Here is a 19,971-nt window from a genome sequence, read left to right as displayed (position 1 = left end):
ATGCCACGCCGCGCCATCATCTGGCTGCTGCTGGCCACGGTAACCGGCCTGCTGGTCTGGGGGCTGAAGGCACAGGATGTGCCTGCCGCCCTGCTGCTGGGGCCGCTGCTGGCCGGCATCGGCTTCGCCCTGTCCGGGGCCGGGGCACGGGTGCCGAAATCAGCACTCCTGGTCGCCTATACCATTGTCGGCTGTCTGGTGGCGGTGGCGCTGGGCCGGGCCATGGGGCCGCAGATGCTGATGCGCCTGCCCCTGTTGCTGACAGCGGCGATGGCCACGCTGCTGACCGGCACTGCTTTGGGCTGGCTGCTGGCGCGCGGCGGCTGGTTCAGCGGTTCCACCGCTGTCTGGGGCCTGGCCCCAGGCGGGGCCGCCGGCATGGTGGCGCTGGCGCAGGAACATGGCGGTGACGGTCGCATGGTGGCGGTGATGCAGTATCTGCGCATCCTGACCGTCACCGGATCATCCATCGCGCTGGCCCATTTCCTGTCGGGGCAGACGGTGCCGCTGCATGGCGCCGGCTGGTTCCCGCCACTCGACAGCTGGGGCCTGGGGGAAACGGCGGCCCTGGCCCTGGCCGGTGCCGTCGTGGCTCGGTTCCTGCGCTTTCCCTCCGGCGCTTTCCTGGTGCCGGGGCTGCTGGGGGCGGGCCTGATGGCGGCGGGTCTGGCGCGCCCGTCGGTGCCGCCGCTTCTGGCCGCCGCCGCCTATGCCATCATCGGCTGGAATATCGGCCTGTCCTTCACCCGCGAAACCCTGGCCGGCTGCATCCGCGCCCTGCCCCGCATCATGACCGCCACCGTCGCGCTGATCGTGCTGTGCGCCTTGCTGGGACTGGCGGTCTCCGCTCTGTGCGAGGTCGATCTGCTGACCGGCTATCTGGCGACGACGCCCGGCGGCATCGACGCCATCCTGATCATCGGTGCCACGGTACCTGTTGACCTTCCCTTCATCCTGTCGGCGCAGGTGGTGCGCGTGCTGCTGGTCCTGCTGCTGGGACCGGCCCTGGCGACCTATGTGGCCCGCCGCCTGACCTGACGGGCTTTCCCGATTTCTCAAACCGGAGAATTCCGATGACCAACGCTGCAAGCATCCCGGAACAGGTGTCGCCGGCGGAATGGAAACTGCGCGCCGACCTCGCCGCCGCCTTCCGGCTGGCCGCCCTTTATGGCTGGGACGATCTGATCTTCACCCACATGTCGGTGCGCATTCCGGGGCCGGACCATCATTTCCTGATCAATCCCTACAATCTGATGTTCGAGGAGATCACGGCCTCCTCGCTGGTGAAGATCGATGTGGAAGGCAAGGCGGTGGAACCGACGCCGCATATGGTCAATCCCGCCGGCTTCACCATCCATTCCGCCCTGCATATGGCCCGCCACGATGCGCAGGCCGTCATCCATCTGCACACGCCGCACGGTCAGGCCGTGTCGGCCATGCAAGACGGGCTGCTGCCCCTGACCCAGACGGCGATGATCGTGCATCACGACATCGCCTTCCATGAATATGAAGGCATCGCCACCGATCTGGAGGAACGCGACAGGCTGGTCGCCGATATAGGGGCGAAGAACATCCTGATGCTGCGTAACCATGGCACGCTGGCCGTCGGTTCCTCCATCGCCACCGCCTTCCTGCGCATCTACTTCCTGGAACGCGCCTGCGAGGCACAGGTCCATATGCTGACGGCGGGCCGGGACGCGCTGCATCAGCCCGCCGCCGCCGCCATCGACAAGGTGCGCCAGCAATCGACCGGCCCCATGGCCGACATGGCGGCGGAACGGCTGGCCTGGCCCGCCCTGCTGCGCCGGCTGGACCGGGTCGATCCCGGTTTCCGGTGCTGATCGCGGCCCGTCCCATGCCGGTGTCGCTGTCGGGCATCCTGCCTCTGCTGGAAACGGACCCCTGGTTTGCCGAGTTGCCACCGGCCTGCCGTGGCTGGCTGGCCGCCGCCGCGCGGCGCACCCGGCTGGCAGAGGCTGATCTGGCTTATCGCGTGGGCGATCCGGCGGGCGGGCTGTTCCGCGTCCTGTCGGGTGGGGTGCGGCTGGTCTCATATCCTGCCACGGGACGTCCCCTGGTCAATCTGGTGGTGACCGCCGGCCGCTGGTTCGGGGTCCTGTCCACGCTGGATGGCGGGGCGCAGCCTTATGATGCCATCGCCATGGGCCGCACCATCCTGCTGCATATCCCCAAGCCCGACATCGACGCGATCAGCGCCGTATCTCCCGACCTGTTGCGCCATCTTGCCCTGCTGGCCTGTCAGCAGCAGCGGGCCGCCATCGACCATGTTGGGCTGCTGCTGCGGCGCAGCCCGCCGGCCCGGCTGGCGGATCTGCTGCTGGCCATGGCGGGCGGGGCGGATGGTGGCCGCGTGCGCATCGCGCGTGATGATCTGGCCGGACGCATGGGCCTGTCGCGTCAGGGATTGGGACAATTGCTCCTGGAAACCGAACGCGCCGGCCTGATCCGCAACCGTCAGGGCGGCATCGACATCCTGGATCTTGAAGGGCTTTCGGCCCTGGCGCGTTGAGTGTCGAGTTTTTGCATCCAAAATCTTGACAGAATGAATTCAATAATTCAGTCTCTCCCCACTGGCCTCACGGCAGGCCTCCGCAATCATCTGGATTGAGCAATCATGTTGGACGGTCCGATCAAAATCCTGGTCCCCACCGGGTCCCTGGGCGCCGGCGCGCGGGAGGACGAGGTGCGTTACGGCATCGCCCGTGGCGCGCACGCCATCGCCACCGATGCCGGCTCCACCGACAGCGGTGCCGCCTATCTGGCGCTGGGCATTTCCAAGAATAATCGCGGCTCCGTGAAGCGGGACCTGACCATCCTGATGCGGGCCGGCGCTGATGCCGGCATCCCGCTGATCGTGGGCACCAGCGGTCAGGCCGGTGGCGACCGCAACCTGGACTGGACCCGCGACATCGTGCTGGAAGTGGCCGCCGAACTGGGTCTGGCCCCTAAGATCGCCCTGCTCTATTGCGAGCAGGAAAAAGAAACGCTGAAGAAATATAACGAAGCCGGCAAGATCCGACCGCTGCCGCCGCTGGGCAATCTTGCGAATGAGACCATCGACGAATGCGACCATATCGTCGCCGTCATGGGGCCGGAACCCTATATGGCCGCCCTGGCCTCGGGGGCCGACATCATTCTGGGTGGGCGCACCACGGATACGGCGGTGCTGGCCAGCTTCGCCCTGCTGAAGGGCGCGCATGTCGGTGCCTCCTGGCATGCGGCCAAGATCGCGGAATGCGGTGGGCAATGCACCGTCTCCCCCGCCGCCAGCGCCGGTATCCTGATCTCCATCGGCAATGACGGGTTCGAGGTGGAGCCGCTGTCGCCGGCCAACCGCTGCAATCCAGACAGCGTGTCGGCCCATATGCTGTATGAGAACAGCAACCCATTCCTGCTGACCGAACCCGGCGGCGTGCTGGACGTGACCGACGCGGTCTATACCCAGCGCGATGACCGTACCGTCGCCGTTACCGGCTCCGTCTGGCGGCCGCAGCCCTACACGATGAAGCTGGAAGGGGCCGGCAGCCGCCGGTTTCAGACGGTGATGCTGATCGGCATCCAGGACCCGCATGTCCTGACCGATGTGGACAGTTTCCACGACCGCATGCTGGCCGCGCTCTATGACCGGGTGCACAAGACCATCGGTGCGGCGGCAGGGGATTTCCATATCTCGCTGCGCATGTATGGCTGGAACGCCGTATCCGGCGACCGGCCGCCGCCCGGCACACCGGCCCCAAGGGAAATCGGGGTACTGTTCGTGGCCACCGCCGACAGCCAGGAAATGGCGTCGCAGATCGCCAAGGCCTGCAACCCCTATTTCTTCCATTTCCCCGTGGTGATGGATGAGGAACTACCCAGCTACGGCTTCGCCTTCAGCCCGGCCGACATCGACCGTGGTCCCGTCTATGAGTTCCTGCTGAACCATGTGGTGGAACTGGACGACCCGATGGAACTGGTACGCACAGTCTGGATCGATCTTGCCCAAGGGGGGGCGGCATAATGGTCAAGCTCAAGGATGTCTGCCGCCATGTCCGGTCCAAGAATGCTGGACCCTTCTGGGTCACCTTCGACCTTTTCTTCGATGGACCGGAGAAGTTCCGCGACTATCACGCCCACCCGGCGCTCGGCCCGGACACGTTCCACCGCCTTTACGGTGCCGACCCCGCCCTGGTGCGCCACTATCCGGTGCCCAGCCTGAACATGGTCAAGATCTCCCATGCCCGCATCAGCCCCCAGGGCGGCGTGGTGGAGCGCGACATGCATTGCGGCCAGCAATTCGTGCGGTTGCTGGATGTCGAGTTGGGATAGCCCAGGCGCTGTAAGGCCCGAAAGCACCGGCGTGAGCGCTCATGCTCTTGCCGGTGCAGGCCAGCGCTTGACGGAACAAAATAGAACGGAGCCTCGCAGACAATCAAAGCCGGCGGGAAGGGGACAGGATGGTCGCCACCGCCGCGAAATCCCTGTGGGAGGGACGACGCCCGTCATCTGACGAGGAGATTGATTATGCGGGGCTTCCGCCTCCATATCCTGCTGGCCGCCCTGTCGGCCGCTACGTTCACGGCACATGCTCATGAATGGTCCGGTAGCATTGCCGCTGGCATCGGCACCCGGCCCGATTATCTGGGTTCGGACGATTTCGAACTGACGCCCTATATCGCCGGCGACCTGTCCTACGGCCCCTATTTCCTGGAGGCACAGGGACAGGAGGTCCGGCTGGGCTTCGAACCCGCAAACGGCCTAGCACTGGGGCCGATGATGAATATCGGCAATGGCCGTGACAAAGGTGTGAAAAGCGACCGGGTCGGCCGCCTGCCGAAGATCGGTGACGCGTTCGAGGCCGGGGGGTTCGCCCGCTATTCCTGGCAGGGCCTGTTCGACCGGCGCGACAGCCTGACCCTGGACACGACCTTCCTGGCCGACCTTTCCAACGACCATGACGGCACCATCGGTTCGCTGGGCCTGAACTATGGTCGCAGGCTGGGCGACCGCTGGTCGGTCGGGGCCGGCATCCGCCTGACCTATGTCGATGACAAATATGCCCAGGCCTATTTCGGCATCGATGCCGCCGGGGCGACAGCCAGCGGCCTTCCCGCATACAATGCCGGCGGCGGCATCCGCGATATCGGCCTCAGCGCCAAGGTCGGATACGCCCTGGACGAGAACTGGAGCATCCAGCTTCTGGGCAGCTACAAGCAACTGACGGGCGATTTCAAGGACAGCCCCATCGTCGATCTGGAAGGCAGTACCAGCCAGCTCTCCGGTGCCCTTGCCATCGGCTATCGCTTCTAGCGCGGGATCACAATAGTCTTGAGCCGGTGCCTGGTGGCCAGCACATGGCTGGACATCAGGCGCTGTGCCTCGTCCGCATCCTCGCGGCGAAAGGCGTCCAGCGCCGCCTCATGCTCGGCCTGGCTTTCCATGACATGGTCGGGCGGGGTGGATGAAAGCTGGCGATAGCGCAGTGGCACGCTGGCCGCGATGCTGGGGCACAGCCGGGCGGCGTCACCCAGGATCGGGTAGATCAAAGTCATGCGCACGGCGTTGCGCAGCACCTCATTACGCGACGCCACCAGGATGGAGCGGTGGAACTGCCGGTTCAGCTCATACCATTCATATTCGATCTGTTCGGACCATTGCCCCTTGTCCAGTATGGCCCGCCCCTGTTCGACCAGACTGATCGACTGGCGCAGCGCGTCCGGTTCCCAGCCCAGATTGACCGCCGACCGTGCGGCGATACCTTCCAGCGTTGCACGCACTTCAAGACTGTCGAACACGTCGCCGATGGTGACGGCGCGGACGGTATAGCCGCGATTGACGCTGTAATTCACCAGCCCTTCCGCCGACAGCACGGCCAGCGCACTGCGGATGGGCGTGCGCGACACGTTCAGAAGACTGGCCAGCGCTTCGGCTCGCAACTTGCTGTCCGGGGCGATCTTGCCCGTCACGATCATTTCGCGCAGTTGCATCAGCACGGAATGCGTGGCCGGCTCGGTCTGCTGCGGCTCGGCCAGTTCGCCTGCTTCCGCCTCGTCAATGCCCGCCGCTTCCATCGCCTGTTCCATGAGCTTGATCCCCCGCGCGCCCGCCTGTGGCGTCCCGTGCCCTTCCTCTTACACCGATCCCCGGGCAGCCTTGCAACCCCTGAAAGAGTGGCTGCCCGAATATTGGCGATCAGCGCCCGTCCGCCACCACCGTACCGGGCGGCGGGGTCAGGCCGTTCAGGATGGCAATGACAGATCGGGCCGCCACCAGATTGGTGCGCGCCAGCCCTTCATGCGACGATGCCCCGGCATGGGGAGTGGCCACCACCTGCGGCAGCGCCAACAGTGCATCGGACACAGGGGCGAAGCTGGCATCCCCCTCGCTGACAAACACGTCCAGCCCCACCCCACCCAGATGGCCCGACCGCAGCGCCGTCAGCAGCGCCGCATCATCAACCAGCCCACCGCGCGCCGTATTGATCAGGAAGGCCCCCTTCTTCATGGCGGCCAGTGCCGGCGCGTCGATCATGAAACGCGTGGCGGGCGTCAGCGGCGCGTGCAGGCTGACAAAGTCACTGCGGCGCAGCAGTTCCGGCAGGTCCACATACTCCACGCCGGTGGCGGCGGCGTAATCGGGATCGGGGTTGCGCGTATGGACCAGGACCTTGGCGTCAAAGCCGGACAGGCGGCGCACCACGCTTTTGCCGATGCGGCCCAGCCCGACCAGACCCACCGTCCGCTCGCACAGATCATGACCGTTCAGGATGGACCAGTCGCCGGCCAGCATGGCCAGCTGGCTTTCGCGGAACCGCCGTGCCACGGCGATCATCAGGCCGATTGTGTGATCGGCCACGGCATCATCATTGCCGCCCGCCGCGATGGTGACCACCCGGCCCAACGCGCGGGCTGCCGCCACATCGACCCGGTCATAACCCACCCCACGCCGCGCAATGACCCGCAGGCCGGGCAGCGCCTCCAGCAACGCCCGTGTCACCCGCGCATGCCCGACGATCCACCCCGCTGCCCCGTCCAGCAACCGGCACAGCGTCTCGAAATCCAGATCGCCATCACCCTTGCCCGGCGGCAGCGGGGCCAGTTCCACCTCACAGCCATGGGCGCGCAAAAAGGCGTGGGACTTGTCGTCAAAGAAACGCTGGGTAACGACGATCTTATGAGGGACGAACGACATGGGGCGGTGCTCTTCATGGTCAGAGAAAGGCTCATCCTATCTCCAACAGGATTTTTTGCATCCAAAAAATGCCTTTATGGATTTTCTAATGCGGACTTAAACAGGCGACGTGAAAGCCCACTTCCGCGATGCCGACTGGCATGATTGAGCAAAGCGAAGGGCCGGAACACATTGGAGAACCCTGGAGCGGAGAAAATTTGTCCCGCGCTGAATGTTGGAAGCTGACCTCACAGTTGGTGATGATAGGATGGAAATACTGGCCAATGGCGAAGGTCACACGGGGTGGTTGATGCGGGATCTGCTCTGTCTGTCGGCTTTTCCAAAGTCGGGGGTCACATATCTGTCCTTCCTGCTGTTCCACTGTCTTTTCGATGACGCGGTGGATATTCGCGATCTGGAGCGCCGGTATGTGATCGATATCCATGCTTGGCCTGATCTGGCTTTTGGGGAGCCTGACAAACCCCATGTCATCAAATCGCATTTCCCTTTTGCGAGCGACAGGCCTGGCATCGGACGCACGGCAAAGGCGGTCTATCTGATCCGTCATCCGATCGACGTCATGATGTCGGCCTGGGATTACCGGCAGTATCTGGACCCTTGCAGTGCGCCAACGGACGCGGCGGCGTTAAAGGGCTTCGTGCAAGACTGGTTGTCATCCGGGGGGGGCGGGTTCGATGTCTCAGGTACATGGCGACACCATGTCCGCTCTTGGCTGGACCAGGGAATGGTGCCGGTCCATCTGGTGACCTATGCTGATCTTGTTGATCAGCCTGTAGAAACCTTAGCAGGGATACTGGCTTTTCTGGAACTGCCGGTCCCTCTCACCCGAATGGAACAGGCCATCGCCCGCAGCACGATGCCAGCCATGGCAGCCCTGGAGGAAGAAGAAGCCCGCCATCGGCGAACAGGCGTTTTCTACCGTCCAGAACTGGCACAGGGTTATAATCACGGTCGCCGTTTCATTAATAAAGGCCATCGCGACTGCTATCATACCGTCCTGACAGATGAAGAGCGGACACTGGCCGACCGGGTCTTCGCTGCCGAACTGCCTGCCTTGTCCTGCCGCATATAAAGTCTAAACGATTGAAATGGAGCCTTCCAAAGCGTGAACCACACGACAAAACCGATGCTGAAGCTGTTCAGTCTATCGTCCGGGTGATGGCGATAACGCTCCAGCTTGTCTCATCCGGCAGGCGCGCAGTGTCGGGGAAGGCCCGCAGCGCCTCCAGGCGGAACCCGGTTGCGGCAAGGAAGGTCCGAAGTTCATCGGCAAAGAAAAACCGCATGGCATGGGTTTCCTGTACGTCCCCCAGGCGCTGTTCACCGATGGTCCGCGTGACAGTAAAATACACCCGGCATAGCCGGGCATCGACATCAAGATCGGTGCGGGCCGTGCGGACAATCTGCCCATCGGTTTGCCGGATCGTGCGGACCCGATCTTCCGGCCGCAGGGCCAGAACAGCGGGTCCATACCAGCAATCGAACAGGAAAAGCCCCCCCGGCACCAGATGCCCCCGGACAGCCGACAGGGTGGAAAGCACGTCAACATCTTCCCTCTGGTAGCCCAGCACCGCGAACATCATGATCGCGGCATCGAACAGCGTCCCGAGCTGGAATGTGCGTATGTCTGCTGGCACGAAATCAATGGCCCCTGCCGGACGGGCCCCCATAGCGGCCTTGCTGCGTGCAATATCCAGCATCGCCGGGGCGGCATCCACCCCCGTAACGCGAAATCCGCGCCGGGCCAGTGGCATCGCGTGTCCCCCTGTACCACAGCCAAGGTCAAGCACGGAACCGATGGGGCGGACGCCAAAATCGGCGAACAACCGGGTCAGCAGATCGCACTCCCCCGCATAATCCTTGTCCCGGTACAGCACGTCATAGACCGAGGCATAGCCAGGGCCGAAGACCGGGTTCATGCCAACACCCGCCGCATGGCATCGATCACCTTCTCCTGCTGCTCCGACCCAAGGCCAAGGCCGGAGGGAAGATAAAGTCCCCGGCGCGCCAGCCGTTCCGCCACCGGATATCGTTCCCCCTCAAACAGGCCGCGTGCCTTCAGGATGGGCTGTTCATGCATGCCCAAAAAGAACGGGCGGCTATCCACCCCTTCATTGCGCAGACGGACGGCCAGTTCCTCCGCATCGAACGGGATGCCATCATCCAGAACCAGACCAAACATCCAATAGACATTGCGTGCCCACGGGCGCTCCACCGGTAGTGTCAGCGGCAAACCCTGAAGACCCTCCAGATAGCGGGCCGCGATCCGGCGTTTTATGGCGATATGCTCCCCGATCCGTTCCACCTGTGCCAGACCGACGGCGGCCTGCATGTTGGTGAGGCGGTAATTGAACCCCAGTTCCGTATGCAGGAACCGCCGGTCGCGGCGAAAGCACAGGTTACGCATTGCGCGCAGCCGCTCCGCTAGAACGGGATCAGCGGTGGTTACCATCCCCCCTTCACCGGTGGTGATGATCTTGTTGGCGTAGAAGCTGAAACAGGCCAGCGTCCCCAAACCGCCGCAGCGTCGCCCGTCATATTCCGCGCCATGCGCTTCCGCCGCATCCTCCACGATCAGCAGCCCGTGCCGGTCAGCCAGTTCCCAGAGCGGGGCCATGTCGCAGGGATGGCCAAGCAGGTGCACAGGCATCAGCACCCGCGTGCGCGGCGTGATCCTTGCCGCCACTTGATCTGCACTCATGCACCATGTCTGCGGGTCGCTGTCCACCAGTACCGGCACGCAATCCGCCTCCAGCACCGCCAGCACACAGGAAATGATGGTGCAACTGGGCAGAATGACTTCCGAACCCGCTGGCAAATCCAGCGCGCGCAGGGCCAGTTGCAGGGCGACAGTACCATTGCTGACCGCGATGCCATGCGGCACGCCGCAATATTCCGCCCAGCGCTGTTCGAACGCCGCGATGAACCGCCCTTCCGAGGAAATCCAACCGGATTCCACGGCCTCACGGACATAGTCCATCTCCCGCCCGTTCAGCAATGGCGCGCTGACCGGGATCATGGTGCCGATCCTTCAGGAGAGATGGACACACCATCGAAGCGGGTCTTGTCGGTATCCCCCGTATAGGGTCCCTGCTTGACCTCTACCATCTCCACCTCTTCGATCACCTGAAAACCATGCCCGCCGGACGCCAGAAGGACCACGTCACCGGCCCGCAATTCGCGACTATGCAGATAGGTGCGGTCCCCGGCGTAGAAATCGACGCGCAGCACACCGCGCCGGATCATCAGAACCTCCTGCGTCAGATCGACGGCTCGGGGGACCGGGTTGTGCATATGCGGTTCGATGACCTTGCCAGCCGGGTGGCGCATGAAACCGAGCTGCTGGGAAAAGCCGTGTGGCGTGAAGAAATGGATACCGGGCTCCCGAAATTCAGCCCGGATGATGATGGCCAGCGTCCTACCCTCATGGCAGACAGTTTCGATCATCACCCGATCCCTCGGGACAGCAGCATACCGACGAATGACACCTCGCTGCCATCCGGCAGGGGGTGACGGCCATCGAAATCGTCGGTCCAGTGCGCCACACATGTGTGGCTGCGCTCGATCAGGCCCTGCCAGAATGGCTGCGAAAAGCACCAATGGGGCACGCTGACGCCGGGCAGCAGCGCCGCCAAATCCTGAATGGTACAGATATCGTCCTGTGCGCCATCCGGGCTGTGACGAATGGGAAAGCGGTTCAGTACCAGATGATGATGGGGATGGCGGGCCAGCCGGGCGAACGCTGTTGCCGGGTTTGGTAGATATTGCAGAACACCGGACGCGATGATGATGTCATGTTCCCGATCTTCCAGCGCATCAAGACTGTCGTGGAAACGGATATCCGGGCCGGCGAAGCGTTCATTGCCGACCCTCGCCAGGGCCGGCGTTTCCACAACGTCCCAGTCAAGGTGGATTGTTCGGCCCAGCAGGCCTGAGATCACAAGGCGGCTGCCGCCCAACCCGCCCCCGACATCGCAGACACGGATACGCTGATCAGAGCACCCGGCACGCACGATGGCCGCCATGAAAGCGGCGGCCATTTGCTGGGCCAGCGGATACAGGCTGCCGTCCCATGCCGCCCTTGCCTGGATTTCCGCCAACCGGTCCACGACGCGGGCATCATCATAGGACTGGGCCAGGGGGCGGGCCGTCAGGTGGTCTGGATAAAGGCCGCTGAAAATGCCCATCAGATACTTCCCGCATCTTCGATATGCCAACCGTCCGGCATGACGGGTGTCCGTCCCGCCCGCACACGCTCAACCCCTTCATCAAGGATATGCCGCAGCGCGTTGAGGAAATCCTCATAGCGAAAACTGGCAAGACGCCGGGCTGCATTCTTCATCAATTCGGCAACCAGACCCTGGTCGCGCCATAGGCTGCGCATGGCATTGGCCAGGCTTTCCGGATCGCGCGGATCGACATAGAGGGCACCATCGCCAAGGTGGTCACGAATGCTGGGCAGGTCAGTTGTGATGACGGGACGCCCGAAGGCCCAGGCCTCCAGCGGTGGCAGGTTGGTCGGGCCGAAGAATGTCGGCATCACCAGACCCGCCGATAAGCTATAAAGGGCGGGCATGTCGCGGTCCGGCACAAAACCCAGGTAATGGACATGGCCGCCCACGCCCAATCGCCCGGCCATTTCCATGACATCAATGAAGGTCCGGGCACGAAGCGGGTCGGCATAGCCACCGGCAAAGACAACCGTCGGGCATTCTCCCTGTTCATGACGCAGTCGTGCCAGCGCCTCCACGATCAACCGGTGATTCTTGTGCGGCCAGAACTGTGCCGGATAGAAAAAGAAACGGTCGGGCAGGCTGTAGCGCCGGCGGACACGCGCCCTGTCCTTGTCATCGGGAAGCTGGACGCGCCGCGCCGGTGGAAAGTAAGGCAGAACGCGGATGCGGTCATCGTCAATGACATCCCCGTAAAAGCGCAGCACATCCTGTCGTCCAGCCTCGGAATCCACCAGGACCAGGGTCGCGTACTGGCAAAGCGTTCGGAAACTATGGTCGCGGATTTCCACCTCCGCCTTGTCGCCCACCTCCGGAAATTCCGGCTGGATGCGATGCTGCAGGTCATGGATCGGCACGATGAAGGGGATCGGCGGTTTCGGCCCAAATAGCGGGGTGTAGAGGGAGAGCAGCAGGTCCACCCCCTCCTCTCTCAATGCCCGACCAAGATTGATATCCGGCCCCGTCACATCGGACGGCGTGATGGCCAGTGCCGCGCGCGGCTGCGCCAGATATGCTTCTGGGGGGTGCTGCTGAATGTGAAGATCATGCAGCGGAACAATCGGCATATTGCCATAGCGAAGCCGTCGGGCATGCAGATTTCCGCGCAGACCATCCGGATCGTTGCTGACGCACGGCAGTTCATATGGCAGCAAGGGCGCGAGATCGGACAGCGCATCCAGCAGCGCCATTTCATACTGATAGCCACCGCCAGCAGAAACGGACAGGCCTCTGAAAACCCCAACCCGCATTGTCAAATCCCCTCCAATGGGGTCACTTTCCGACGGTCGTTGCCCGGCACCGCGAACGGAAAAGGGTGCAGTAGCGACTGTTATCTCCGCCCTTGCTCTGCCAGATTATCAATATGAACCTGCCAGGCAATGAAGGGATAGGCGTTGTAGGGTTCGGCGATGCCAATGGCAGCAAGACGCCGGGCGATTTCTGAGACATGCTGGCTGGAGATGATCACAGTGGCACCCCGCAACGCATCAGCAATGCTTTCCGGATATGAAACAGACAGGCCCCAGGCCTCGCCGGCCCATAGACCGTCAACAAAACCCGTTGGTGCCAAGCCACTCCACCGATCAAGCTCCTGTTTCACGATACAGCCCCCGCGTGAGGCACCATACAGGTAGATAGGGCGATCCCGTGGCAGGGTGGCAAAGTCGGCATGGCCCCATAGGCGCGGCAGTCGCGCTGCCAGTTCCGGGTCAGGGTCGGTGAAGCCGGTAATGGCCATCTCGCCTTCCTGCCGCGGACTGCCGCTGTTCACGGCCGCTGCCGGGCGCAAAAGGGACAAGCGGCGCACGCGTTCCCGCTCCGCGATAACCGGCGCATCGGCCCGCCGGTCGACGCTGACGGTAAGCAGGCCGCTGCTACCCGTCAAACCGCCCGCCACCACCCGGTGCGCCAGGAACCCGGCTGCCGCCTCGCCCAGTTCAGGGTCGCGGCGAAGAACGGGTTTCAGGCGTGCGCGCCGCATCAGCAGACTGGCTGGATGCAAGGTGGCCGCCGTGGCTTCGACTGTGGCGGTTTCCACGGGGCCAAAACCCACCGGAACCGGGCGGGCTTCAGCCTGGAACAACTCATAGCATTCTTCCGGCACCATGGGCTGAACCGCGCCGCCATGCACGGCATCCACATCCAATTCCGCCGCCGCGGCAAGCAGCGTGGCCACATGGTTGGGAAAGAGCCTGGCTCCTGGTGGAACGATGCCGACCCAATCAGCCCTGGCCGCCCGCAATCCGGCCCATAACACCGTCCCGGCCGCCGCCCCGTCAGGGGCGCGGACCATTCGCAGATCAGCCAGGGGACGCAGCAGCCCTTCCGGAATAGTGACCTCATCATTACTGGAATGCGCCAGGATCACCCCGATACGCCCTGCCGTCTGCATGCCAACGGCCTCAACCCGCGCAATTGCGTCGTCCCAGCCACCCGGTTCCACCGGCAGAACCAGATCAACCGGCACCCGCGAGGGCGGGTCCAAAGGCCGATCAAAGCCGAGCATCCTGCGACCCTGCGCCAGCAGATCCGGCAAGGGTGCGAACAGCTTCTCCAGGCTGAACCGTTCCAGGAAGATGGCCTGTGCCGCCCGCGCCATTTCCCGACCGCGCAAGGGGTTGGCCCGCGCCCAGGCGACATGGGCCAGTATCTGGTCGGCGACCTCCATCTCGCCCGCTTTCAGGTCGACATAGAGCACACTGTCACCGAAGGCCTCTGCGATGAAGGGATGATGATCCGCGATGGCCAGCGCACCGGCCGCCGCCAGCTCAAAAATACGCATGTTGGGAATCGCAGCCTGGGCATGCACCGGAAGATGCAACGCCAACCCAAGCCCGCACGCATTGGCCTGTTCAATAACCGATCGTCCATCGAATGGCACCTCGCCCGTAAAGGCATCCGCCATATGTTCCCACCGGTCGCGGCGCCCATGGAGCGCCAGGACGCCGTCTGCCGCCAGCCGTTTCAGCAGATGGGGATATCTTTTGCCGTCCCAGTTGGAACCTATATAGAATAACCGGCTGTCGGGACTGAGTGTTGGTTCCAGCGCCCACGCCGGAGAACTCGGATACATCGGCGCGGTCAGCAGGGCGCGCGCGGTAGGCCAGAACAGATCTGCAAGCCGTTGACGCAGGTCGTCAGCTGCGATCAGGAACCCATCATAGGAACGCTCATTCCTCATGAAAACGGGATAGGCTTCATGTAGCTTGGGCGGATTCCAATGGCACGCCACCGTAAAATGACGTGTCAGCTTGGGCGTGACTTGCGGGTGCAGTGATATGACCATGTCAGGATCGAAGGCCTCAATCTCCGCCGCGCGGTGTGCAACAATAGCTTGCCACCCCATCGCGTTGGCTGCGGCCAACATGCGCAGTGCCAATTCACGCTCTGCAAACGGAGCATCAGTTTCGAACGGATTGAAGAAAGCCACACGCAAGGCGGCGGAAGAAGGCCGCATCGTCATGGATATGAGCCGGCAATGGCAAACAAAACCATGTACGCGTCAGGCCGACCGTCCTCACGGCATTGCATCGACATGAGAACGTCACCCTTTCTCAACAGACAGCAATCGCAAAAATCCCGGATAAAAGTGCGAATGCCGACTGAAGAGATTAGGACAGTCGGCATCCATCCACCCCGAACCACTAGCCTTGGATTTGGTTAGCGCCCCACAGGTTAAATAACGAGCCTCCGCCACTACGCATAGTGAATGCTATCTCTTTTTGAACAAAACATGCAATGATAAGAATATAATACATCGCTGATAGCACCCTGTCCCGGCGGTTGATTGAGAACATTCGGATGATGCAGAACACCCCAATGGTTTCCTGCGGCACCGCCGACAACCGGGCAGGCAGTACGGAAGGATGTATAGAGAATTGGCGGGACACAGTCCGCCTCGACACGGTTCTGAACTATCACCATCACATGGCATCTGCCTTCCTGGAGGCGCAAGACCACGCCGCGCTGATGGCGGAGTTACAGCGGCTGGTTACCTTGGACCCCCGCCAATACGGCTTCGCCGCAGCGCTTCTGGACCGTTTGAAGCTGCGGAGTGTCCGCGACCACGCGCGTGCGGCCACAGAGTACGCGACCGTCGCGGCTCTTAAGACAATGGTTGAAGCCGATCCAGGCCGGTACGGGTTCGCCATGCGCCTAATCCGACAGTTTGAGGGAGCAGCGGCAAGGGAATGGGCCCGCACTGCGGTGGATGAGATTTTCGCCGGTGGAGCAGAATATCAGGCCATGGTTCTCCTTGACGAGGCAGAGGCAGCACATAGCCATGGAGAGGGGGACGAAGCTGTTGCCTTGACCCGAAGCGCACTTTCGCTGGCTCCAGGTGCCGTCAGCTACCGCCCCCGAACAGTGATCATGGTCGCTGGGAGGTTGCGCCGTAACAGCGAGGAGGCCCTGCGTTGGTGCGATCTGGCCGCCCCCCATACTGACGACATGTTCGATGTTCTGCATCAAAAAGGCTTTTCCTACCTGCTGCTCAATCGCCAGATGGAGGCCCAACGGGATCTGCTGGCTTCGATCGACCTGGCACCGGAACGGATGTCATCCTGGTATGTCCTGGGTCAGTTTCATCGGCTCCGCTTCGAAGATACACAGGCCCTGGAATGTTACTGGCGGGTCCGCAACAGCACCGACCCGCTGCGTGTCTGGGCCGGTCTCATGATCGGCTACACCCATCTGCTGCATGACCGTCTGTCAGAGGCGCTGGAAATCTGTGACCTTGTCAGGGCAGAACATCCCTGGATGAAATGGGCGCTGATCATCCGGGGGCTGGTGCATCTGCGGGCGGGTGATCTGAATGCGGCGGAACATGCCATCAATGAGGGCCGGCGTGATGATCCCGAGACTTTTCGGGCGCGCGTATTCCAGGGCCTGATTTGGCTGGCGCGTCTCCGACCGTCCGAGGCCCTGGCTGATTTCAACGGGGAATGCGGGGATTTTGCTTGCCACGCGCTACCGCGTCTTGGCCGCGCGCGCGCCCTCTTGGACCTGAAACAGGTGGAGGAGGCAAAGCGGTTGATAGCCGATGCGGTGCGGGAGGAAAGCCAATGGATCGGCGTAACACTGCGTTTGTTGGGACCATCGGGTGAAGCGCTGATGCCGCATTTGAGCGCAGCCGGCTTTGGGGGATAGATTACATGGTGCAAGAGCACGCGGAGGCGGTCAAGGCCGTCGGGGATCCGACATGGATCGACGCACCCTATTCAATTTTCAACATCGAACTGACCAACCGCTGCCCCTTCAAATGCATCATGTGCGCGCGGACGCACAATATGACGCGGGCACAGGGACTGATGGAATTCGACCTGTTCCGCAAGGTGATTGACGAATATGTGGAGGACAATCCCCAGCAGGCCATGGGGTCGGAATGCTGGCTGCACCATTTCGGGGAAAGTCTGGTGCATCCGGAGTTCGACCGTTTCATCTCCTATGCCTCAGGGCGGGGTGTGTTCACGGCCCTGTCGTTGAACCCGCTGCTGCTGAAGCCCGCCATAGCGCAAGCCCTGCTGCGGGCGGAACCCCGCAAGCTTTATCTCTCCATCGATGGCCATGACGATGCCACTTTCGAGCGGATACGCGGGCTTAAGGATGCCTATGAACCGTCAGTTCGTCATCTGCTGGATTTTCTGAAATTAAAGAAAGCCATGGGGTCCAAGGTCGTAATCTGTGTGTCGATGATCCTGTTTGGGGAGAACAAGGAAAGCATTGCCCGCACCCGCGATTTCTGGTCTGGGCTGGAAGGGGTGGATTTCTTCTATGACAAGTCTTTCGTCACCTGGGACGGCAACGCCCCGGATGTCAGCCGACTGGATGGGGAGCGTCCGACGGCGCGCCGAGACCACGTCACCTGCACCTTTCCCTGGACACGGATGACGGTCACCTGGGACGGGGACGTCGTGCCTTGCTGTTATGATTACGACAAGCGGCTGGTGCTGGGAAATGTGGGGCGGCAGTCGCTGAAAGAAATATGGAACGGTCAGCCCATGCGCGACCTGCGCCGTGAGTTCCTGGATAACAAGGTTGATAATCCCCTGTGCCGCCACTGTGATTATCTTCGGGCATAATCTCCGCCCCTCCCGCCGCGTGAAAGGTAACACCCATGTCCCCGCGCCCTGAAGAGGCACTACCCTGGAGGCAATATGATCAGCTGATGCGCGCGGCCGACCGGCAGCTCATGCTGACAGCACGCGCGCTGGGGGAAGCGATGCGCAGCCGCCGGCAGATCCGTCATCTTTCGGATGTGGAGTTCCAGGTTTCCTCGCAGATGGGTGAGGATGGCATTATTGAATGGCTGGTCCAGAATTTGGATATCCGGACCGAACGCTTCATCGAATTTGGTGTGGGCGACTTCACGGAAAGCAATAGCCGCTATCTCATGCGGAACCGCAATTGGCGAGGTCTGGTCTTGGATTCCAGCCCCGCCGATATCGAGACCATTCGAAACGATGAACTCTATTGGCGTCACGACCTGACGGCTCAACAGGCCTTCATTACAAAGGACAATATCAATGAGATCATCGTCAACTGTGGCCATGCCGGAGAGATCGGCCTGCTGAGCATTGACATTGATGGCAATGATTACTGGGTATTTGATGCCATCAATGTAGTGCGGCCGGACATTGTGATCTGTGAATACAACGCGGTCCTGGGCGACCTGCACGCCCTGACCGTTCCCTATGACCCGGACTTCCAGCGCAGTAAAGCGCATTATTCCTGGCTGTATTTCGGCGCCTCGATCCGGGCGCTGGAAAGGGTGGCGGCACGCAAGGGTTACACGCTGGTCGGCAGCAATCGGGCGGGTCACAATGCCTTCTTCGTCCGCCGGGAATTGGCTGGCAATCTTGCCATTGAAGAAAGACGGGCACTGCCGTCGCAATTCCGGGAATCGCGAGATCCAGACGGGCGTCTATCCCATATCGGCGGCTCCGAACGGGCACTGCTGTTGGCAGATATGACAGTCGTTGATGTCGATAGAGACAGAACAGTTCCCCTTGGTGCGATAGATGAGCTCTACAGTCCGGAATGGCAGGTCCGGATGGGTCAGAGCTAGTCCCCGGTGACCGGATAGGGTGCCACGCTTGGTTCCCGGCTTGCGCCGGCCGGACCATGTCTGCTGTACGGACATCACCTACATTCCCCTGCGGCGGGGTTCCTGCACCTGATCGCCATGATGCATGGAAGGGGCCGCTGGATGGACAATATGTTCATCGAATGGCTCTGGCGATCACTGACATACGGATGCGTCTATCACCACGCTTTCGAGACTGGCAGCTAGGCCAGGGCCGGGATCGGACGCTGGATCGATTACTACAATATCCAACGCCCTCATTCTGCGCTGGGGGGCCAGCTCCGTGAGTACCGTGTGAGGGAAGTATCGCGGCGGCACAAGAAAACAACCCCGGCGTCACCAGCGCCACCTGTGTGTCAATTTTCCCTTCTTACAGTCGCAAAATAGTGTCAATATATGTTGACACTCCCCAGCAGGGAACGCGCCCATGCCCAACCCATTTCCATTCTCCGCCATCGTCGGCCAGGAGGATATGAAGAAGGCACTGCTGATGGCTGCGGTAGAGCCGTTGCTGGGCGGAGTGCTGGTCATGGGTGACCGTGGCACAGGCAAATCGACCGCTGTCCGTGCGTTGGCGGAGCTTTTGCCGAAGATCGAGACACGCGCTGGCTGTCGCTATAATTGCCTGCCCAATGACCCCCAGCCTGCATGCACTCATTGCAGCGCCATTGGTGAAAACAAGCCGGCGATGGTCAAGATCCGCACGCCAATGGTGGACCTGCCCCTGGGCGTGACCGAGGATCGGGTTTGCGGGTCGCTTGACATTGAAAAGGCGCTGGTGGCCGGAGAAAAGGCGTTTGAACCGGGGTTGCTGGCCACGGCCAATCGCGGCTTCCTTTATATCGACGAGGTCAACCTGCTGGAGGACCATCTGGTCGATCTGCTTTTGGACGCGGCGGCATCCGGGGTGAATGTCGTCGAGCGTGAAGGCTTGAGTGTGCGACACGCCGCCCGGTTCGTGCTGGTCGGCAGCGGCAATCCCGAGGAAGGCGACCTGCGCCCGCAATTGCTGGATCGGTTCGGTCTATCGGTCGAGGTGCGAACGATCATGGACCTGAAAATGCGGATCGAGGTGATCCGCCGCCGTGATGCCTATGAATCCGATCCCGACGGTTTCGTTGCGGCGCGGGCCAAGGGAGAGGCCGCCATCCGCAACAGCGTTGTTGCCGCACGCAAGATTGTGAAAAAGGTGGAGGTGCCGGACGCCATCCTGTTCCGTATGTCCCAGCTTTGCATGCGGTTGGGGATTGACGGCATGCGCGGCGAATTGACTTTGCTGCGGGCTGGGCGCGCGGCTGCCGCACTGGCCGGACGCATGACGGTGACCTGGACCGACATTGAAGAGATCGCGCCCATGGTGCTGTGCCACCGGTTACGCCGCGACCCGATGGACGAGGCGGGAACGACGCCGCGCATTGAACGGGCGCTGGCGGCACTGGACACCGGACATGGCCATGCATGAGG

At 62.2% G+C, this 19,971-nt stretch carries 19 protein-coding genes and 1 pseudogene; 12 read left to right on the top strand and 8 right to left on the bottom strand.

The window, feature by feature from the left end:
• The 6 genes from ABC729_RS18140 to ABC729_RS18115 all read left to right on the top strand — a co-directional run bounded on the left by ABC729_RS18140 (position 1) and on the right by ABC729_RS18115 (position 5,310).
• A complete protein-coding gene (locus ABC729_RS18140; RefSeq protein WP_495609008.1) occupies positions 1–1,038 on the top strand; it encodes an AbrB family transcriptional regulator in 1,038 nt (345 codons plus the stop codon).
• Between the two features lie 35 nt (positions 1,039–1,073).
• Positions 1,074–1,841 (top strand): class II aldolase/adducin family protein, encoded by a 768-nt coding sequence (locus ABC729_RS18135; RefSeq protein WP_495609007.1) that lies wholly within the window; start codon positions 1,074–1,076, stop codon positions 1,839–1,841.
• Entirely contained in the window at positions 1,835–2,530 is a 696-nt protein-coding gene (locus ABC729_RS18130) for a Crp/Fnr family transcriptional regulator (RefSeq protein ID WP_495609006.1), read from the top strand. Before ABC729_RS18135 ends, ABC729_RS18130 begins: the two co-directional genes overlap by 7 nt.
• A 105-nt stretch (positions 2,531–2,635) precedes the next feature.
• Positions 2,636–4,021: an acyclic terpene utilization AtuA family protein gene (locus ABC729_RS18125; RefSeq protein WP_495609005.1), complete on the top strand. Its 1,386-nt coding sequence runs from the start codon at positions 2,636–2,638 to the stop codon at positions 4,019–4,021.
• A complete protein-coding gene (locus ABC729_RS18120; RefSeq protein ID WP_495609004.1) occupies positions 4,021–4,329 on the top strand; it encodes a DUF4387 domain-containing protein in 309 nt (102 codons plus the stop codon). Before ABC729_RS18125 ends, ABC729_RS18120 begins: the two co-directional genes overlap by 1 nt.
• 195 nt (positions 4,330–4,524) lie before the next feature.
• Positions 4,525–5,310, top strand: a complete 786-nt coding sequence (locus tag ABC729_RS18115; protein WP_495609003.1) for a MipA/OmpV family protein — start codon at positions 4,525–4,527, stop codon at positions 5,308–5,310.
• On the opposite strand, the gene ABC729_RS18110 is transcribed toward ABC729_RS18115, so the two are convergent.
• Together ABC729_RS18110 and ABC729_RS18105 are read right to left on the bottom strand one after the other, a co-directional pair.
• On the bottom strand, positions 5,307–6,083 hold the full coding sequence (locus ABC729_RS18110) for a GntR family transcriptional regulator (RefSeq protein ID WP_495609002.1): 777 nt from the start codon (positions 6,081–6,083) through the stop codon (positions 5,307–5,309). The two genes, ABC729_RS18115 and ABC729_RS18110, sit on opposite strands and share 4 nt — an antisense overlap.
• A 109-nt stretch (positions 6,084–6,192) precedes the next feature.
• Positions 6,193–7,191: a phosphoglycerate dehydrogenase gene (locus ABC729_RS18105; RefSeq protein ID WP_495609001.1), complete on the bottom strand. Its 999-nt coding sequence runs from the start codon at positions 7,189–7,191 to the stop codon at positions 6,193–6,195.
• A 289-nt stretch (positions 7,192–7,480) separates the two neighbouring features.
• Between ABC729_RS18105 and ABC729_RS18100 the strand changes: the two genes are divergently transcribed.
• Positions 7,481–8,263 carry a sulfotransferase domain-containing protein gene (locus ABC729_RS18100; RefSeq protein ID WP_495609000.1) on the top strand — a complete coding sequence of 261 codons (783 nt, stop codon included), beginning with the start codon at positions 7,481–7,483 and terminating at the stop codon, positions 8,261–8,263.
• A gap of 67 nt (positions 8,264–8,330) precedes the next feature.
• On the opposite strand, the gene ABC729_RS18095 is transcribed toward ABC729_RS18100, so the two are convergent.
• The 6 genes from ABC729_RS18095 to ABC729_RS18070 all read right to left on the bottom strand — a co-directional run bounded on the left by ABC729_RS18095 (position 8,331) and on the right by ABC729_RS18070 (position 14,604).
• Positions 8,331–9,110, bottom strand: coding sequence for a class I SAM-dependent DNA methyltransferase (locus tag ABC729_RS18095; protein ID WP_495608999.1), 780 nt, complete (start codon positions 9,108–9,110; stop codon positions 8,331–8,333).
• Positions 9,107–10,210, bottom strand: a complete 1,104-nt coding sequence (locus ABC729_RS18090) for a DegT/DnrJ/EryC1/StrS family aminotransferase (RefSeq protein ID WP_495608998.1) — start codon at positions 10,208–10,210, stop codon at positions 9,107–9,109. The genes ABC729_RS18095 and ABC729_RS18090 overlap by 4 nt, the downstream gene beginning before the upstream one ends.
• Positions 10,207–10,638, bottom strand: a complete 432-nt coding sequence (locus tag ABC729_RS18085; RefSeq protein WP_495608997.1) for a hypothetical protein — start codon at positions 10,636–10,638, stop codon at positions 10,207–10,209. Before ABC729_RS18085 ends, ABC729_RS18090 begins: the two co-directional genes overlap by 4 nt.
• Positions 10,638–11,378 (bottom strand): methyltransferase, TIGR04325 family, encoded by a 741-nt coding sequence (locus ABC729_RS18080; protein ID WP_495608996.1) that lies wholly within the window; start codon positions 11,376–11,378, stop codon positions 10,638–10,640. The genes ABC729_RS18085 and ABC729_RS18080 overlap by 1 nt, the downstream gene beginning before the upstream one ends.
• Entirely contained in the window at positions 11,378–12,673 is a 1,296-nt protein-coding gene (locus ABC729_RS18075; RefSeq protein WP_495608995.1) for a glycosyltransferase family 4 protein, read from the bottom strand. Before ABC729_RS18075 ends, ABC729_RS18080 begins: the two co-directional genes overlap by 1 nt.
• A gap of 80 nt (positions 12,674–12,753) precedes the next feature.
• Entirely contained in the window at positions 12,754–14,604 is a 1,851-nt protein-coding gene (locus ABC729_RS18070) for a glycosyltransferase family protein (RefSeq protein WP_495608994.1), read from the bottom strand.
• Between the two features lie 746 nt (positions 14,605–15,350).
• On the opposite strand from ABC729_RS18070, the gene ABC729_RS18065 reads away from it, so the two are divergent.
• The 5 genes and pseudogenes from ABC729_RS18065 (at position 15,351) to bchI (ending at position 19,969) form a co-directional block, all read left to right on the top strand.
• The gene (locus ABC729_RS18065) at positions 15,351–16,571 is read left to right on the top strand and encodes a tetratricopeptide repeat protein (protein WP_495608993.1); all 1,221 of its coding nucleotides are present in this window, start codon (positions 15,351–15,353) and stop codon (positions 16,569–16,571) included.
• Between the two features lie 5 nt (positions 16,572–16,576).
• On the top strand, positions 16,577–17,503 hold the full coding sequence (locus tag ABC729_RS18060) for a radical SAM/SPASM domain-containing protein (protein ID WP_495608992.1): 927 nt from the start codon (positions 16,577–16,579) through the stop codon (positions 17,501–17,503).
• A gap of 35 nt (positions 17,504–17,538) precedes the next feature.
• On the top strand, positions 17,539–18,489 hold the full coding sequence (locus ABC729_RS18055; RefSeq protein WP_495608991.1) for a hypothetical protein: 951 nt from the start codon (positions 17,539–17,541) through the stop codon (positions 18,487–18,489).
• Positions 18,490–18,615: 126 nt separating this feature from the next.
• Positions 18,616–18,894 (top strand): annotated as a pseudogene (locus tag ABC729_RS18050) (integrase core domain-containing protein); the annotation flags it as partial.
• 40 nt (positions 18,895–18,934) lie between these two features.
• Positions 18,935–19,969: a magnesium chelatase ATPase subunit I gene (bchI, locus tag ABC729_RS18045; protein ID WP_495608990.1), complete on the top strand. Its 1,035-nt coding sequence runs from the start codon at positions 18,935–18,937 to the stop codon at positions 19,967–19,969.
• The last annotated feature ends 2 nt before the right edge of the window (positions 19,970–19,971 follow it).

It is taken from the genome of Niveispirillum sp. CC-CTL257, from assembly GCF_059489915.1.
Note: the sequence above shows the minus strand (reverse complement) of the source record. Positions and strands in the feature narration are given on the sequence as shown.

Bases quoted from the DNA above. Each gene is read 5' to 3' on its own strand.
- ABC729_RS18110 (WP_495609002.1), bottom strand. From the start codon at position 6,083: ATGGAACAGGCGATGGAAGCGGCGGGCATTGACGAGGCGGAAGCAGGC.
- ABC729_RS18095 (WP_495608999.1), bottom strand. From the start codon at position 9,110: ATGAACCCGGTCTTCGGCCCTGGCTATGCCTCGGTCTATGACGTGCTG.
- ABC729_RS18085 (WP_495608997.1), bottom strand. From the start codon at position 10,638: ATGATCGAAACTGTCTGCCATGAGGGTAGGACGCTGGCCATCATCATC.
- ABC729_RS18080 (WP_495608996.1), bottom strand. From the start codon at position 11,378: ATGGGCATTTTCAGCGGCCTTTATCCAGACCACCTGACGGCCCGCCCC.
- ABC729_RS18115 (WP_495609003.1), top strand. From the start codon at position 4,525: ATGCGGGGCTTCCGCCTCCATATCCTGCTGGCCGCCCTGTCGGCCGCT.
- ABC729_RS18075 (WP_495608995.1), bottom strand. From the start codon at position 12,673: ATGCGGGTTGGGGTTTTCAGAGGCCTGTCCGTTTCTGCTGGCGGTGGC.
- bchI (WP_495608990.1), top strand. From the start codon at position 18,935: ATGCCCAACCCATTTCCATTCTCCGCCATCGTCGGCCAGGAGGATATG.
- ABC729_RS18125 (WP_495609005.1), top strand. From the start codon at position 2,636: ATGTTGGACGGTCCGATCAAAATCCTGGTCCCCACCGGGTCCCTGGGC.
- ABC729_RS18065 (WP_495608993.1), top strand. From the start codon at position 15,351: ATGGCATCTGCCTTCCTGGAGGCGCAAGACCACGCCGCGCTGATGGCG.
- ABC729_RS18135 (WP_495609007.1), top strand. From the start codon at position 1,074: ATGACCAACGCTGCAAGCATCCCGGAACAGGTGTCGCCGGCGGAATGG.
- ABC729_RS18090 (WP_495608998.1), bottom strand. From the start codon at position 10,210: ATGATCCCGGTCAGCGCGCCATTGCTGAACGGGCGGGAGATGGACTAT.
- ABC729_RS18140 (WP_495609008.1), top strand. From the start codon at position 1: ATGCCACGCCGCGCCATCATCTGGCTGCTGCTGGCCACGGTAACCGGC.
- ABC729_RS18060 (WP_495608992.1), top strand. From the start codon at position 16,577: ATGGTGCAAGAGCACGCGGAGGCGGTCAAGGCCGTCGGGGATCCGACA.
- ABC729_RS18070 (WP_495608994.1), bottom strand. From the start codon at position 14,604: ATGAGGAATGAGCGTTCCTATGATGGGTTCCTGATCGCAGCTGACGAC.
- ABC729_RS18120 (WP_495609004.1), top strand. From the start codon at position 4,021: ATGGTCAAGCTCAAGGATGTCTGCCGCCATGTCCGGTCCAAGAATGCT.
- ABC729_RS18105 (WP_495609001.1), bottom strand. From the start codon at position 7,191: ATGTCGTTCGTCCCTCATAAGATCGTCGTTACCCAGCGTTTCTTTGAC.
- ABC729_RS18055 (WP_495608991.1), top strand. From the start codon at position 17,539: ATGTCCCCGCGCCCTGAAGAGGCACTACCCTGGAGGCAATATGATCAG.
- ABC729_RS18100 (WP_495609000.1), top strand. From the start codon at position 7,481: ATGCGGGATCTGCTCTGTCTGTCGGCTTTTCCAAAGTCGGGGGTCACA.